This window comes from Nonomuraea sp. NPDC049758 (genome assembly GCF_040674635.1).
GTDB lineage: Bacteria > Actinomycetota > Actinomycetes > Streptosporangiales > Streptosporangiaceae > Nonomuraea.
The window spans coordinates 82,723-98,056 of sequence record NZ_JBFAMZ010000014.1; the positions used below are offsets into that span (position 1 = coordinate 82,723).

The following is a 15,334-nucleotide window of genomic DNA, read 5'->3' on the forward strand; positions in this document are numbered from 1 at the left end:
CCCGTCGGGAGCCGGGCCGCGGCGGTCATGCCTCGCCTCCCGGCTGCTCTTCCATCAGCCTGGCCGCCTCGTCGCGGCCAAGACGGGTGCCTGACTGCAGGGATCCCATCATGGCGCGGATCTCCTCGGGCGAGCGCTCGTCATCGTCCTCCTCGAAGTCGGGCTGCGTCGGCGTGTCGTCCCGCAGCGCTGGCGCCAGGTTGGCCTGAGGGACTCGGAACGGCAGGCCGGACGGCGTGAACTCGGCCACAGGCTGCTGCTCCGGTTCCGCGGGCGGTTCTGGTTCAGGTGAAGGCGAGGGTGCTGGTGCTGGGAAGGGGGTGGCCACCGCGTGGAGCGGGGCGGGGGCGGGGGCGGGTGCGGACATGGGGGCGGGACGCGGCGGGGTCAGGGTGCGGACGTTCTCGGCGGGCCGCGCGACCGTCGCCAGCGTGGTCCCGGTGCTCGTCCGGCGCGGCAGGCTCGGCCGGGTGTCGCCCTCGGGGTGCCGCGGCGCCGGGTCGAGCTCGACGAGCTCCTGCGGCAGCAGCACCACGACCGTGGTCCCCCCGTACGGGGAGGGCTTCAGCACGACCTGGATGTCGTGCCGCCGGGCGAGCTGGCTGACCACGTAGAGCCCCAGCCGGGCGGTGCCGGAGATGCGGAACTCCGGCGGGTCGGCGATGCGCTCGTTGGCCGCGTCGAGGTCCTCGGGCTTCATGCCGAGCCCGCGGTCCTCGATCTCGATGACGTACCCGTTGGCCACGAGCTGGCCGCTGACCTGCACGTTCGTGTACGGCGGCGAGAACGACACGGCGTTCTCGATCAGCTCGGCCAGCAGGTGGATGACGTCACCGACGGCCCGGCCGACGAGCACGACCTCGCCCATCGGCATGAGCGTGACGCGGGTGTAGTCCTCGACCTCGGCCAGCGCGCCGCGCACCACGTCCACCATGGGGACGGCCCGCCGCCACGTACGCGCGGGCGACGAACCGGACAGGACGATCAAGTTCTCGGCGTTGCGCCGCATCCGGATGGCCAGGTGGTCCAGGCGGAAGAGCTCCTTCAGCTCCTCGGGGTCGGTCTCCCGGCGCTCCATCACGTCGAGGACGGTCAGCTGCCGGTGCACCAGGCCCTGGGTGCGGCGGGCGAGGCTGAGCAGGATGTCGCGGATGCTGCGGCGCAGCTCGGCCTGCTCGGCCGCGACGCTGACGGCGGTGTGCTGCATGGTGTTGAACGCCTGGCCCACCTGGCCGATCTCGTCGTCGCCGAACTCCAGCGCGGGCGCCTCCTTGGCGACGTCCACCTCCTCGCCGTGGCCGATGCGCTCGACGATGCCGGGCAGGCGCTCGTCGGACAGCTCGTGGGCGGCGTCGCGCAGCTTCTGGAGCTGGGCGAGCAGCTGCCTGGTGGTGGTGATGGACAGGATGATCGAGGCGACGACGGCGATCAGGCCGAGGCCGCCGGCCAGGAGGAGCCGGATGACGACGCCGATGGCGACGGGGACGATCCGGTCGAACAGGCGGTCACCGCCCGCGACCACCTGCGCGTGCATGCCGGAGAGCGTCGCGTCGGCCGCCACGCGCCAGCTCTCGCCGCTCACCGGAAGCGGGCCCGTCCCCGGTTCGTACCGGACGAGCTGCGCCTCCATGGTCTGCAGCCGGACGACGGGCTCGGTCTTCAGCCAGGCGTCGAAGGTGGCCCGGTCCTCGTCGGGCAGCCGGTTCAGCGCGTCGGTGAGCGTGTAGTGGAAGACGGCCGACATCCTGAGGAACTCGGCGTGGTCGTCGGCGGTGAACCCGCGCCTGGCGAACACCCCGGACAGCAGCGAGTCCTCGCGGGCCAGGTACTCCCGGGAGCGGTGCAGGTCCGACAGCGCGCGGCCGTCCGCGGCGATGTCCTTGTCGTCGAAGGCGGCCACGGAGTCGTACATGCGGTACATCGCGTCGATCGTGTCGTTGTACTGCTGCGTCGCCTGGGACGGTTCCGTCTCGCCGGCGTCGATCGCCTTGCGCGCGGCCACGAGCTTGTCCAGCTCGGCGTTGACCGCGGCGATGCGCTCGACGAGCGAGTCCTCGGCGGCGAGGTCGACGACGTCGCCCTGGGCCATGGAGGTGAACTCGGCGCGCAGGGAGTCGGTCCTGGCTCGCTGGTCGCGCATGCCCTTGTCCACGACGCGGGATCCGGTGCCGAGATGGGCGACGGTCAGCCGGCGCTCGCGCTGGAGCTCCACCAGCAGCGGCTCGCTCGGCTCGACGATCCTGCTGTCGACCGTCGCGGCCCCGAGCAGGTTGACGCCTTCCCGCACCGTGACCCAGGCCGCGAACACCCACAACAGCGTGAGCGACACGATAAGCGCCGTGACTTTGGCCCGGACACTGGCATTACGGAAGCGCATGAAGCCCTCCGGAAGAAAAGACCGCGGGGTCAGCAGGCCATGTCAAGGCGGAGAATGGGACACTCCAGTAATCCGGCACTCGGATCACCTTAGCAACGCGAGAATACTGCCTCAACACGCTAGAGCACCGTAAAGGGTATTATGTCCTATTTTCGTACCTGGAATTTCCTTCGGTGCTACATATCGTGACATGCTGAGCGGCGATGATCGCTGCCCGCACGATGGCTGTCGGCGAGTAAAGCTCCTTGTCATGCCACAACGGTGGATAGTCGGTTGAATTGGCTGTCCGATTCAGGTACTCATAACCGCGCCGCGCCGCCCCTCGGCACCGTTCGTCCGGCTCGGGGCCGGCCAGCAGGAGGGCCTGCATCCCGTAAGCCGTCTCCTCCGGCCTGCCCGCCCACCGGCCCCAGGATCCGTCGGCCCGCTGCGTGGACAGAATCCACTCCCGGCCCTTGCACACGGCCCCGGCGTATCGGGCGCCGCCGAACTCGCCGAGCGCCAGCATGCAGCTCAACGTGGCGTAGTACGGGGAGGCGTGCCACCTGTCGCTCCAGCTCCCGTCGGGCCGCTGCCGCTCGGCCAGCCACCTCGCCACCCGCTCGATCCGTGGCCGGTACGCCTCCCCGGCCGCCGGCCTGACCCGCGCGTACTGGCCCAGCGCGTCCAGCACGTGAGCGTTGACGCTGACGGACGTGCCGTCCTCCCCCTGCCAGGTGCAGAAGTGCGCGCCGGTGTCGAACGCCGCCAGCGACGCGGGCTCGTACGGGACCCCGAGCAGGGCCAGGGCGTAGAGCGCCACGCTGGTGGTGTCGGCGTCGGCGGGCAGACCGGCCCCGGCGGGGGTGCCCGCGGGCCCGATCGTGGCCCACAGGTCGGCCGTCATCTCCGGCGGCACGTCCACGGGGACGCCCGCCCTGAGCAGCCAGCTCAGCACCCAGGCCCGCTCGAAGACGGTGATCGGCAGCCCCACCGGCACCGGGCCGCCGTACCGTCCGGCGACGGCCCGCAGGTGGTGGCGGGCCGGGCCCGCGGCCTCGGCATCGGGCCGGGCCGACAGCCAGGCGGCGGTGGCCGCGGGCGAGGCGCCGACGGTGCCGATCGGCGCCGGCCGTATCGCCCCCGTCGCCCCGACGACCTCCAGCACGTGCTGGACCTTCTGCGGCGGCTCGGCGCCGGACGCCAGCAGCCGCCTGACCTTGGTGAGCCGGGTGGTGTCCATGGTGAGGGGCAGCGGCAGCGGGGAGCCCTCCGGACGGTGGCGGTTCACCAGCTCGACGAGGGCGGGGACGATCAGGTCGATGGCCGGCGTGTCCGGCGGCTCCGACGCCGCGGCCAGCATGGGACGCAACGCCTCCAGCCCGGCCTCGGCGGCCGGGAGCAGGACGCCGTCGTCGCCGTCGCCGCGTGCGATCGCCGTGAGCAGGGCCTCCGTGGCGCTCAGCGTGGGCACCAGCCCGTAGCCGTCCGGCGCGCCCCAGGCGCCGTCGCCGTGCTGCTCGGCCAGCAGGTATGCCACCCGCTCCCGGTGCCCGGCCAGGCCGGGGGCGAGCGTGACCAGGCGGCCGGTCTCGTAGACCGACGGCGACACCTGGCCCCACGGCTTGGCCATCAGCTCGTTGACCAGGAGACAGGCCTGTTCGGAGAGGTTCACGTCGTCGCCCAGAAGTCGGACAGGCCGTAGAAGCCCGCGCTGTAGTCGATCTGCCATGCCAGGTAGCCGGCCGGGCGCGGATGGTCGCCGCGCAGCGGTTCGATCAGCGCGCGCGCCTCGCGGGCCAGCACGGCCATCCGCTCGGTCACCTCGTCGTGGGTCAGGCCGAGGGCGAACGCGTTGAGGTCGCCGTACGCCCGTTCCCGGTGGTGCGTGGCCAGGTCGTTGAGCAGCCGCAGGTAGCGCTGCACCGCCTCGCCCGCCGGGCGCAGGACCTCCAGGTCACCCGGCGCGCCCACCTGGCCGGTGGCGATCCAGTGCGAGACGGCCACGAAGGAGGCGCCGCAGCTGTCGGCGTTGGCCAGGTACTCCTCGACGGCGGGCGGCTCGTCCGCGCGGCTCCACCCCCATTCGCGGGCCATGGCCGCGAGCATGCGCGCGAGCCGGTCACGCCAGGCCGACGCGAGCTCCGGCGTGGTGTCCAGCTCCGCCCGCAGGTCGGCGGCGAACGCGCCGGCCGGCCCGGCGGGGGACTCCGACAGGCAGTCGCCGATCAGCGCCGCGACCTCCTCGCGCGTGCCGGCCTCGTGGTCGATCAGCCGGTCCACCGCGAACACCAGCAGCGAGGCCCGGTTGACGGCCCGCAGCTCGGTGGCGGTCGCCGAGGGCGAGCCGAAGGCGCCGGCGAGGCCCAGGGACAGGTGCAGCCCGGCGTCGAAGGCGCCGGCGGGGAACAGGTCACCGAAGCGCGCGGCGTGCGCGGCCAGTTCCCGCCCGCCGGCCACGGCCAGCGCACAGGTGCGGCCGATGTCGAAGGGGTTCACTATCGCTTCTCCAGTGTCATGGTCAATCCGTGCGGCGGGCGCAGCGTGGAGGCCAGGCGCGGCACGATCGGCCGGTCGAGGTGCACGTGGGGGCGGTACCTGCGCAGGATGCCGGCGATGAGCAGCGGCGCCTTCAACGCGAACAGGTGCTGTCCCAGGCACACGTGCGGCCCGGCGGCGAAGGGCCAGTAGGCGTAGCGGTGCCGCCGCGCGTCCCCGCCGGGGGCGAAGCGTCCGGGGTCGAACGTGGCGGGGCGGTCCCAGAACTCCGGCAGCCGGTGCGTCAGGTAGGGGCTGAGGATCACAGTGGAGCCGGCCTCGACGCCGACCCCGCCGACCACGTCGGCCTCGACGGTCCTGCGGGGCAGGAGCCAGCCGGGGGGGTAGACCCGCAGCAGCTCGCTGACGAACATCTTCAGGTACCGCAGGTGCGGCAGGTGGGCGATGCCGACCGGCTCGTCGCCCACCACGCGGTCCACCTCTTCGTACACCTTCGCGGCGATCTCCGGATGCGCCTGGAGCGTCGGCCAGACCCAGGACATCGCGGTGGACGTGGTCTCGGTGGAGGCGCCGTGCATGGCGACGAGGTCGTCCCTGATGCGCCGGTCGCCGCCGTCGTCCGCCCTCGCTCTGACCAGGCGCGAGATCACGTCGTCGCCCTCCTCGTGGCGGGCCCGCGCGATGCAGGGGTAGACGACCTCGTCGATGGTCCTGATCGCTCGCCTGAACGCCCGGTCGCCCGGCAGCGGCACCTGGTGCGGCACGAACGGCAGCACCAGGCGCAGCGCCTTGGCGGTGACGGCGACGTCATAGGCCGGCGCCAGCCGGTCGATGTCCGCCATGGAGATCTTCGCCCCGAAGAACAGCCGCACGATCACCGGGTGCACCAGGGCCCCCATGCCTTCGGTCACGTCGAACGGCCGTCCGGGGACGACGGTCGTCTCGATCAGCTCGTCCATGATCCGGGCCATGTTCTCCGCCATGGCGTTGACGTGCCGGGCGGTGAACAGCGGCTGGAGGATCCGGCGGCTGTCGGCCCAGTTCTCGCCGTCGGACAGGATGCTCTCGCCGAGCAGGGGCGCGAGCGGGTCCCAGAACATGCCCGCGCGCACGTAGTTGGGCTGGCGGACCGTGAGCACGTGCTCGACGTGGTCGGGGTGGGTAACGAGGTAGGGACGGAAGGGGCCCATGTCGAGCCGTATGACCCGGCCGCCGGCCTCGGCGCCGGCCTCTTCCAGCGCGTGCACCGGGACGCGGTGGTGTCTGCCGAGCCTGCCGAGGAAAGGGACAGTCCTGGGGGCAGTGGCATTGTCCGCCACGGGCGTGTCTCCTCTGCGCCCGTCTTACATAACGGACATTTAATGACGAAAGTTAAACTCAGGCTGGAGTATCACATGGCCGTACATAGACATTCAAGATCGAAGTCTGACAGGAACATCTTGTGAACCTCAGCCGCACCGGACCGCCCCTGCCGGACACCGACGTGATCGCGCGCTGCCGCCGCCTGGTGGAGCCCGCCATGCGCGCCGCCGTCTCCCGCCTCCACCCGCGGGGAGCCGACATGGTCTCCTACACCCTGGGCTGGTCGGACGCCGCGGGGCGCCCGTACGAGGGTGCGGGCGGCAAGAGCGTGCGACCGGCCATCGCCCTCCTCAGCGCCGAGGCCGCCGGCGGCACCGCCGAGTCCGCGCTGCCGGGTGCCGTCGCGGTCGAGCTGGTGCACGCCTTCTCCCTCGTGCACGACGACATCATCGACCAGGACGACAGACGCAGGCACCGGGACGCCCTGTGGAAGGCGTACGGGGTGGGGCCGGCCCTCCTGGCAGGGGACGCGCTGCTGGCCCTGGCCGTGGCCCGGCTCGCCGACCGTCCGGAGGCGATGGGCTACCTGTCGCGAGCCCTCGTGGAGCTGGTCCAGGGCCAGACGGCCGACATGGCGTTCGAGAGCCGTCCTTGGCGCGGGCCCGGCGAGGTGAGCATGGCCGAGTACACCGAGATGGCGGCGGGCAAGACCGGCGCGCTGCTGGGGGCGGCCGCCGCGACAGGGGTCGCGCTGGGGGGCCGGCCCGAGCTGTCCGAGCGCATGTGGGCCATGGGGGTGGAGCTCGGCGTGGCCTTCCAGATCACCGACGACGTGCTGGGGATCTGGGGGGATCCGCAGGTCACCGGCAAGCCAGTGCACAGTGACCTGCGATCGCGCAAGAAGACCGTCCCGATCCTGGCCGCGCTGGCCTCGGGGGAGCCCGCCGCCGGCCGCCTGGCCGACGCGCTCGACGGCGAGACCGACGACGCGGCCCTGACCCTGACCGCCTGCCTGATCGAGGAGGCGGGCGGCCGGGACGCCGCCGACCGGCTGGCCGCCCGGCACCTGACCGCGGCGCTGGACGTGCTGGACGAATGCCTGCCGGCCGCCGCCGAGCTCAAGGAGCTCTGCCTCTCCCTGGCCGGCCGCATGCACTGACCTGCCGGCCCGGGGCCGCCTGCCACCCTGGTTCGTGGCGTCAGGGGCGGGAGGCCTCGTCGAGGAGGGCCAGCTCCTCCTCGCTCAGCTCCAGCTCCGCCGCCGCCAGCAGCGGCTTGAGCTGGCGGGGGTCGCGCGCGCTGGCGATCGGCGCGGTGACCGTGGGCTGGGCGGCCAGCCAGGCCAGCGCCACGGAGGCGGGCTCGGCGCCGCGCTCGGCCGCCACCTTCAGCAGCCCTTCGAGCGTCCTGCGCCCGTGCTCGGTGTCCAGGTACTCGGCCGCCTTCCCGGCCCGCGGGCTGTCGACCGTGACGCCCGGCTGGTACTTGCCGGTCAGGAACCCGCGGGCCAGGCCGAAGTACGGCGTGCTCGACAGGCCGGCCGAGGCCACCACGTCCCGCAGCTCGCCCTCGTACCCCCGGTCGACGAGGTTGTACGGCTGCTGGAGCGCGACGTACGCGGCCAGCCCCTCGTCCCGGGAGATCCGCAGGGCCTCGGCCAGCCGGGCCGGCCCGTAGTTGGACGCGCCGATCTGGCGCACCTTGCCCTCCTTGACCAGGGCGTCGAAGGCGGCCAGCGACTCCACCAGGGGCGTGTCGCGGTCGTCCACGTGCGCCCAGTACAGGTCGATGTAGTCGGTGCGCAGGCGGCGCAGCGAGTCCTCGACGGCCGTCCGGATGGTGGCCGGGGCCAGCCCTTCGAGCCCCTCCAGCATGCCGACCTTGGTGGACACGACCACCGAGTCCCGGTTGCCGCGGTCGGCCATCCACTCGCCGATGATCAGCTCGGACGTGGACTCGCCGGTCACCCAGTGGGGATAGACGTCGGCCGTGTCGATGAAGTTGCCGCCGCCCTCGACGTAGGCGTCGAGGATCGCGAACGAGGTCTCCTTGTCCGCGGTCCAGCCGAAGACGTTGGTGCCGAGCGATATCGGGAAAACGGACAGGTCCGTCGTGCCTATTGATCTCATACGGCCATTATCCGTGCCCCCCGCGAACAGGCACGGACGGCGCCCCGGTCACGTCCGTGCTGGTGGGAGACGTGCGGTCAGTGCTCCACGGAGGCCAGGTCGAGGGCGCGCGGGGTGAGCAGCCAGACCACCAGCGCGCCGGCCAGCATCAGCGCCGCCCCCGCCCCCGAGGTCAGCGCCAGCGAGTCGGTGAAGGCCGCCCTGGCCGTCTCCACCAGCCGCGCCCCCTGCGCCCCGAGCTCGGCGGCCACGTCGAGCGCGCCGCCCAGCGACTCGCGCGCCGCGCCCGCGCCGGGGCCGGCGTAGTCCAGCGCGTTGCGGTAGACCGCGGCGGCCACGCTGCCAAGCACCGCCACGCCGAGCGCCGCGCCCACCTCGTAGCTGGTCTCCTCGATGGCCGCCGCGCTGCCCGACTTCTCCGGCGGCGAACCGGCCATGATCACCGCCGAGGCGATGGCCAGCGCGCCGTTGCCCGCGCCGATCAGCGCCAGCGCGACGGCGACCGGCCAGTAGCCCAGCGGCTCCGGCGCCAGGCACACCAGCAGGAACCCCAGCCCCGTCACCGCGAGCCCGCCCGTCAGCACCACCCGGGCGCCGACGCGTTCGGCCAGGACCGGCGCGAGCGGCGAGGCGATCAGGGCGGCCAGCGCGGCCGGCAGCAGCCGCACGCCCGTCTCCAGCGGCGCGTACCCCTGGACGAGCTGCATCCACTGCGCGAGCAGCAGCAGCACGGCGGCCATCGCGATCGACGTGGTCAGCGCCGTCACCACGCCCGCCGAGAACGGCGCGCTGCGGAACAGCCTGATCTCCAGCAGCGGATCGGGCCGGCGCGCGCACCGCACCACGAACCAGCCCAGCGCGACCGCCGCGACCACCGTGGCGGTCAGGGCGGCGGGCGAGGTCAGGCCGTCCTTGCCGAACGTCTTGACCGCGTACAGCAGCGCGGCCATGCCCGCCATCGACAGGACGGTCGCAAGCGCGTCCCACCGGCCCGGCCTGGGGTTGCGCGTCTCGGGCAGCAGGAGCAGCCCGGCGACGACGGCCGCCGCCATGACGGGCACGTTCACCAGGAACGCCGACTGCCAGGAGAAGTGCTCCAGCAGGAACCCGCCCAGGATGGGGCCGAGCGCCGCGCCCATCGCCGCCATCGCCGACCAGACGCCGAGCGCCCTGGCCCGCTCGCCCGGATCGGTGAACAGGTTCCGGATCATCGACAACGTGGACGGCATGATCATCGCGCCGCCCACGCCGAGCAGCGCCCGCACGGCGATCACCTCGGCGGCCGAGTCGGCCAGCAGCACCGCCGTCGAGGCCACCCCGAACACGGTGAACCCGGCCAGCAGCATGCGCTTGCGCCCCCACCGGTCGCCCAGCGCGCTCGCCGTGACCAGCAGCCCGGACAGCACCAGCGAGTACGCGTCCACCATCCACAGCAGCTCGACCGAGGTCGGCCGCAGGTCCTCGGTGATCGCGGGCAGGGCGACGTTCAGCACGGTCATGTCCATGACCACGAGCAGCACGCTGGCCGACAGCACGGCCAGGCCCGCCCACCGCCGGCGCGCCGACAGGCCGGTGACCGTCATCACGACCACCCCCCGGCGCCCGCGCCGGCCAGGAACGTCTCCCGCAGCAGCCTGGCGACGTCCCGGCGGGCGACGTCGCCGCGGCGCAGGCTCTCCCGGACGGCCACGAGCAGGCCGTAGACGGTGTTGCTGATCCAGCGGGGCGGCAGGTCGGCGCGCAGCAGTCCGGCCCGCTGGGCGGCGGCGAAGAGCGCGATCTCGCGCTCCTCCAGCTCCTCGGCGCGGCGCAGCAGCTCCGGGTGCACGGCCATCGCGTAGTCGGTGAGGCCGAATCCGTACTCGTCGGCCACCTCGATCCACCCCTCCAGCAGGGTCTCCAGGGCCTCGCGGACCACGCCGGGGTCGTCGGAGGCGGCGGCGGCCGGCACGTCCGCGCGCACCTGGAGGTCGTGCCACCGGTCGTGCGCGCGGTGGCCGAGCGCCGTCATCAGCTCCTCCCGGCTGCTGAACTGCCGGTGGAGCGTGGCCCTGCTGATCCCCACCGCCTCGGCGAGCTGGGCCATCGAGGCGGCCGGATGTTCGTTGAGGTGCTGGATCGCCGCGGTCATGATCTGCTCCCGGCTCACCACCATGAGACAACTCCGTCAAATATGAGACATTTACGTCTCAAGCCTACACGGCGGGCGGAGGGCAGCAGGCTCTCGCCCCGGCGGGATGGCGATGAAGCCGCAGGTGGCGTTAGGGTACGAGCTGTGTCGATCGGTGACGCGCGCACGCGCATCCTGGACGCGGCCGAGGAACTGTTCGCGGGCAGCGGCTACGAGGCCACTCCGACCGCGATGATCGCCAGGTTCGCGAGAGTCCCCAAAGGGCTGATCTTCCACTACTTCCCGCGGAAGATCGACGTGCTCGTCGCCCTCGTCGACGAGCGCACCCTGGTCGAGGAGGGCCGCGAGGTCGACGCCGTGCCCGGCGACCCGGCCGGCACGCTGGCCCGGCTGGCGCGCGGGCTGCCGCTGCGGGCCTCGCCGGCGATGCGGCGCATCCTGTTCCGCGAGGCCGACACGCACGGCTCGGTCAAGGAGCGGCTCGGCCGGCTCAACGGCGAGCTGATCAGCAGGGCCCGGTTCGCCCTGGAGCTGGCGCTGCCCGGCACCCGCGGCGACGCGGCCCGCCTGGAGGTGGCCGCGGCGACGTTCGCCGCCGTGCTGCTCTACCAGGAGAACCTCTGCCAGCTAACCGGTCACCAGATCGACCCCGACGCCGTCGCCGAACTCATCGCCCACGCCCTCGGCTAGCAGCTCGTCGAGGGCGTCGCGCAGGTGGCCGAGCAGGCCCCACACGTCGTCCACGCGCTCGGGGCAGGCCACGATGCCGAAGTCGAGCATGCCGTCGTAGGAGAAGCAGGTGATGTTCACGCCGCCGGACAGGTCGGTCAGCACCGACAGCGGGTAGTAGGCCAGCACCCGGCCGCCGCACATGTAGAGCGGGAACTGCGGGCCCGGCACGTTGCTGATGATCAGGTTGATCGGCGGGAACGCCGTCCCGGCCAGCCGGAAGATCGCCGGGGTGGCCAGGCTGGTGACCGGCGCGGGCAGCAGCGAGCACAGCTCGCCGAGCCAGCTCGCCGGCGCGACGGCGAAGCGCCGCTTGGCCCTGCTCATGGTCTCGCCGACCGCCCGCAACCGTTCCCCGGCGTCGGGGACGTTCGTCGGCATCGGCGCCACCATGGCCGAGATCTGGTTCCCGACCACGTCCGTGGCCCCGCCCGTACGCACCGACACCGGCACGGCCACCACCAGCGGTTCGGCGGGCAGCGCGTCCCGTTCGTCCAGCCACGACCGCAGCGCCGAGGCGCACAGCGCCATCACCACGTCGTTGACGCTGATGCCGTTGGCCTTGGCGACCTTCTTGACCTCCTTCAGCGGCACCGACCCGAACGACAGCTCCCGCCGCGCGCTGATCGGCCCGTTGAACGGCGTGCGCGGCGCGGTCAGCCCCGGCAGCTCGGGGCGCTGCTTCTGGTCGCCGGTCACCAGCCGGGCGGCCCTGGCGATCGCCTGCGCGCCGGGCAGCGCGCCGGCCAGCGGGATCGCGTCGAGGTCGCCCGCGGCCCTGACCACCGAGCGGGCGGCGCGCACCGGATGGGTGAGCGAGCGCACGGCGGCGCCGGCCAGCATCTCCATCAGGCCCGGCGGGTCCTGCCGCGGCGGCGCCGGGCGTGGCCCGCGCTCGCGCACGCCCTCCGGGGTCAGGTCGAGCAGGGTCGCCAGGGTCTCCGCCCCCGACACGCCGTCGATGGCCGCGTGGTGCACCTTCGTGTAGACCGCGACCCGGCCGCCCGCCAGGCCCTTGATCAGGTGCATCTCCCACAGCGGACGCGACCGGTCGAGCCTGCGCTCGTGGATCGCGGCCACCGCCCCGGCCAGCGCGGCGTCGTCGCCGGGCGCCGGCAGCGTCGTCTCGAACAGGTGGTTGGCCAGGTCGAAGTCCGGGTCGGCGCACCAGTAGGGACGGTCGAGCCCGAACGGCACCTCGACCAGGCGCAGGCTGAGCGCGGGGGAGAGGTGGACGCGGTCCAGCAGCAGCTCGGCCAGCGCGTCCCGGTCCACCGCGCCGCCGGCCGGGTCGAGGACCGCCAGCCCGGCGACGTGCGCCGCGGTGGTCTCGGACTCGACATGGAGGAACTGGGCGTCCAACGGGGTCAGCTGGCGCATCTGCTCTCCCTTCTTCGTTGCGTTCTTCGACGCCTGATTCGACGGGTGCTTTGACGGGTGCTTCGTCTTGTGCGAAAGCCTCGCACGGTGTCATTTCCGTAACGTTTCCGCGAGAGTCTTTCAGATGAAATGCACACCTCCGAACCACTTTGTGATGAACGGCCAGCTCAGCCGTGTTCGTGACACTTATCTATCCGTTGACCACCTGCACCGGATGCCGCACGACCGCGTCGAAGGAGTAGCCGAAGGGGTGCTTGGGCGTGCGCAGCGGCTGGGTGGCGCCGGTCTCGTCGGTGGCCCTGGCCATCAGCACGGCGGGCCCGGTGTGCTTCGGCGCCCACTGGACGTGCCACGGCAACCACGCCCCGACCAGGTGCGGACCGTGATGCTCGGCCGGGTGCCAGGACTGCCCGCCGTCGAAGCTGACCTCGACCGCGACGATCCGCCCGCGCCCCGACCACGACCGGCCGCGCAGCACGTGCGGCCCCGGACGGCCGCGCCAGGCGTGCGGCCCGCGGATCGGCAGCCGGGCGTCCCAGGGCAGCTCGAAGGCGCTCTTCACGGGCTGCGCCGCGACGTCCCGGTAGAAGACGGTGTTCCACGGCGTGAACAGCTTGCTGGTCGAGACCTCGATGTCCCCCAGCCACTTGATGGAGGCGATCCCCACCCATCCCGGCACGACCAGCCGCACCGGGAAGCCGTGGTCGGGCGGCAACGGCCGGCCGTTCATCTCGTACGCCACGAGCACGTCGCGCACCGCCTTGGCGACGGGCAGCGGGCGGCGGACGTGGCCGTGGTCCTCGAAGGGCGCGTCGAGGCCGGTGGGCAGCACGTCCACGGCCTCGGGACGCAGGCCGGCCTCGGCGAGCAGGTGGCGCAGCGGCACGCCGCGCCACCTCGCCACGCCGACGGCCCCGAGGCCCCACTGCGTGCCGGGCGCGGGGTCGCCCTGCTGGGTGCCGTAGAACGCGCGGCCGTTGCCGGCGCACTCGATGGCCACGTCGTGGGTGCGCGAGGGCATCGACAGCAGCTCGTCGTAGGTGAAGGCGCGCGGCCCGCGCAGCCCGGCGCCGTGCAGGTGGAGCTGCCAGCCGGCGGCGTCGATCAGCGGGGTGGAGGTGTGGTTCCTGACGAAGAAGCGGTCGTTCGGCGTGTGGTAGCCGACCCCGGACATCGCCTCCCACCGCATCTCCGCGTTCCCGTCGTGGACCCGGAACAGGTGGTCGGGCAGCGGTTTGACGATCGTCGCCGCGACTTGCTTCATGGGAGCCACCTCTCGCAAGACGTATTTCCTACCTGGAAACCATTTAATCTCCTCGCGCTGTCTCCGCGTGCGCGTGCTTGCCGAATGCTGTCCCGATCCTGGGACCGTTCCAGCCGTACGAAGACCTACCCAGCGGCACGGGTGCAGCAACCGTGCCTTTCGAGGTGGTTCGTCAGCGCGTCCGGACGAGGGCGGAGAAGGGCTCGCCGGCGTTGAGCCTGGTCACCAGGCCGAGCAGCCCGGCACGGCCGCCGTTCTCGCCCAGCCAGCGGCTCACCTGGCAGGCCGACCTGGCGTACGTGGCGGGGTCGGCGCTCGCCGTGCGCAGCCACTCCTCCAGCGTCACCGGCAGCGGCCCGGACGGCGCCACCAGGCAGCGGTCCGGCGCGGACTCCGGAGCCAGGTAGCGCGGGTCGCCCGAGACCACCACCGCCAGCCCCTCGTCGAACCACTGCGGCACCTCGGCGGAGGAGGCGAGCCGGGCGTGCAGTTCGACGTGGGACATCTCGTGGGAGGCGATCACCGGGTCGAGGCCGCGCGGCGAGAGCATGACCGACCGGTTGAGCACCGCGACGCCGCGCTCCTGGCCGCCGCCGATGCGCCGGTAGCACGCCTCGGTCAGGCAGACCAGGAGGCCGGGGGAGCTGCGGCGGCCGCCGTAGAAGGCGGTGACCCGGCGGGCGGCCTGGTCGGCCACCTCGCCGACGCGCTCACGCTGGGCGGGGCTCAGGCCGTCCTCGACGTGCACCCCCGGGCTCAGCTCGGTCAGGCCGTAGCAGCCGGGGCAGGTGGTGGCGGCGAGCGACGGGTACGCCAGGGCGACCCCGCCGACGCCGGCGAGCACCAGCCCGGCCAGCGCGACGACGACGACCTTCCACACCCGCCGCCTCCGGCGCCCCGTTCGGGCGCTCGTGGCGGGACTGGCGCCCGCGACCGGTGCGACGCGAGTGGCAGAGGCGACGGCTGGCTCGGCCGGCGGTCCGGCGGGCGGTCCGGCGGGCGCGGCGGTGGTGGCGGCCGGATCGGGGCGCGGCCCGGTGGGAGTGGCCGGGGCGGCGGGTGGCCCGGCGGAGTCGGCGGGCCGGGGCGCAGAGGCCGGGTCCGGGGCTCCGGGGCGCGGAAGCTGGTTGTCCTCCATCGCCGTCCAAGCTAGCGAAGCGGAACGATCTACGCGCACACCCGCCACCGGCCGGGCGCTGCCCCGCCACCCCCGCCACCAGCCGGACCCTGTCCCCTTCCGCCGGACGGGTGCTGCGCCTCGGGAGGGGCCTGTGTGCGCCGTCCGCAGGTGGGGCCGTGCGCGTGCTGCCCGCGGGGCCCAGGTGTACGCGGTCCGCGCGGGCGCCTGGAGGGTCCGGGTGCGCCGACCGTGCGGCGGGGCCGTGCGCGTGCTGTCCGTCGGAGGGGTCGGCGCGTGCCGCTCGGCCGGGCGTCGGGTGTGTGTGCGGGCCCGCACTCCAAGGAGCGGTGCCGCTCCAAGGTTGCGGCAAATGTCCCGGTTTAGGGTGTTAAGTCCGGATTTGAGAGCAGGAATTCCGGTGGAT

General features: G+C 73.1%; 12 protein-coding genes. 2 read left to right on the forward strand and 10 right to left on the reverse strand.

All coding sequences use genetic code 11. The features are described from left to right. Positions 1-25: 25 nt before the first annotated feature. The 4 genes from AB0J46_RS32300 to AB0J46_RS32315 all read right to left on the reverse strand — a co-directional run bounded on the left by AB0J46_RS32300 (position 26) and on the right by AB0J46_RS32315 (position 6,174). Positions 26-2,329, reverse strand: a complete 2,304-nt coding sequence (locus AB0J46_RS32300) for a nitrate- and nitrite sensing domain-containing protein (protein WP_364337955.1) — start codon at positions 2,327-2,329, stop codon at positions 26-28. Positions 2,330-2,516: 187 nt separating this feature from the next. Continuing rightward, complete coding sequence (locus AB0J46_RS32305; protein ID WP_364337956.1) at positions 2,517-4,031, reverse strand: prenyltransferase/squalene oxidase repeat-containing protein; 1,515 nt, start codon at positions 4,029-4,031, stop codon at positions 2,517-2,519. Then, the gene (locus tag AB0J46_RS32310) at positions 4,028-4,855 is read right to left on the reverse strand and encodes a terpene synthase family protein (protein ID WP_364337957.1); all 828 of its coding nucleotides are present in this window, start codon (positions 4,853-4,855) and stop codon (positions 4,028-4,030) included. Before AB0J46_RS32310 ends, AB0J46_RS32305 begins: the two co-directional genes overlap by 4 nt. Further along, positions 4,855-6,174 (reverse strand): cytochrome P450, encoded by a 1,320-nt coding sequence (locus AB0J46_RS32315; RefSeq protein ID WP_364337959.1) that lies wholly within the window; start codon positions 6,172-6,174, stop codon positions 4,855-4,857. Before AB0J46_RS32315 ends, AB0J46_RS32310 begins: the two co-directional genes overlap by 1 nt. A gap of 122 nt (positions 6,175-6,296) precedes the next feature. Here AB0J46_RS32315 and AB0J46_RS32320 point away from each other — a divergent pair, with 122 nt between their 5' ends. After that, the gene (locus tag AB0J46_RS32320) at positions 6,297-7,316 is read left to right on the forward strand and encodes a polyprenyl synthetase family protein (RefSeq protein WP_364337960.1); all 1,020 of its coding nucleotides are present in this window, start codon (positions 6,297-6,299) and stop codon (positions 7,314-7,316) included. Between the two features lie 40 nt (positions 7,317-7,356). Here the strand turns inward: AB0J46_RS32320 and AB0J46_RS32325 are convergent, their stop codons facing one another. The 3 genes from AB0J46_RS32325 to AB0J46_RS32335 form a co-directional block, all read right to left on the reverse strand. Beyond that, complete coding sequence (locus tag AB0J46_RS32325) at positions 7,357-8,286, reverse strand: aldo/keto reductase (RefSeq protein WP_364337961.1); 930 nt, start codon at positions 8,284-8,286, stop codon at positions 7,357-7,359. Between the two features lie 77 nt (positions 8,287-8,363). Then, positions 8,364-9,869 (reverse strand): MFS transporter, encoded by a 1,506-nt coding sequence (locus AB0J46_RS32330; protein WP_364337962.1) that lies wholly within the window; start codon positions 9,867-9,869, stop codon positions 8,364-8,366. Further along, a complete protein-coding gene (locus tag AB0J46_RS32335) occupies positions 9,869-10,441 on the reverse strand; it encodes a TetR/AcrR family transcriptional regulator (protein WP_364337963.1) in 573 nt (190 codons plus the stop codon). Before AB0J46_RS32335 ends, AB0J46_RS32330 begins: the two co-directional genes overlap by 1 nt. A 120-nt stretch (positions 10,442-10,561) precedes the next feature. Between AB0J46_RS32335 and AB0J46_RS32340 the strand changes: the two genes are divergently transcribed. Further along, a complete protein-coding gene (locus tag AB0J46_RS32340; protein ID WP_364337964.1) occupies positions 10,562-11,107 on the forward strand; it encodes a helix-turn-helix domain-containing protein in 546 nt (181 codons plus the stop codon). On the opposite strand, the gene AB0J46_RS32345 is transcribed toward AB0J46_RS32340, so the two are convergent. From AB0J46_RS32345 to AB0J46_RS32355, 3 genes are all read right to left on the reverse strand, one after another. Further along, positions 11,045-12,526, reverse strand: coding sequence for a wax ester/triacylglycerol synthase family O-acyltransferase (locus AB0J46_RS32345; RefSeq protein ID WP_364337965.1), 1,482 nt, complete (start codon positions 12,524-12,526; stop codon positions 11,045-11,047). The genes AB0J46_RS32340 and AB0J46_RS32345 overlap by 63 nt on opposite strands. A gap of 190 nt (positions 12,527-12,716) precedes the next feature. Next, positions 12,717-13,790 (reverse strand): sulfite oxidase, encoded by a 1,074-nt coding sequence (locus AB0J46_RS32350; RefSeq protein ID WP_364337966.1) that lies wholly within the window; start codon positions 13,788-13,790, stop codon positions 12,717-12,719. A gap of 172 nt (positions 13,791-13,962) precedes the next feature. Further along, entirely contained in the window at positions 13,963-14,670 is a 708-nt protein-coding gene (locus AB0J46_RS32355) for a hypothetical protein (protein ID WP_364337967.1), read from the reverse strand. Positions 14,671-15,334 lie beyond the last annotated feature (664 nt).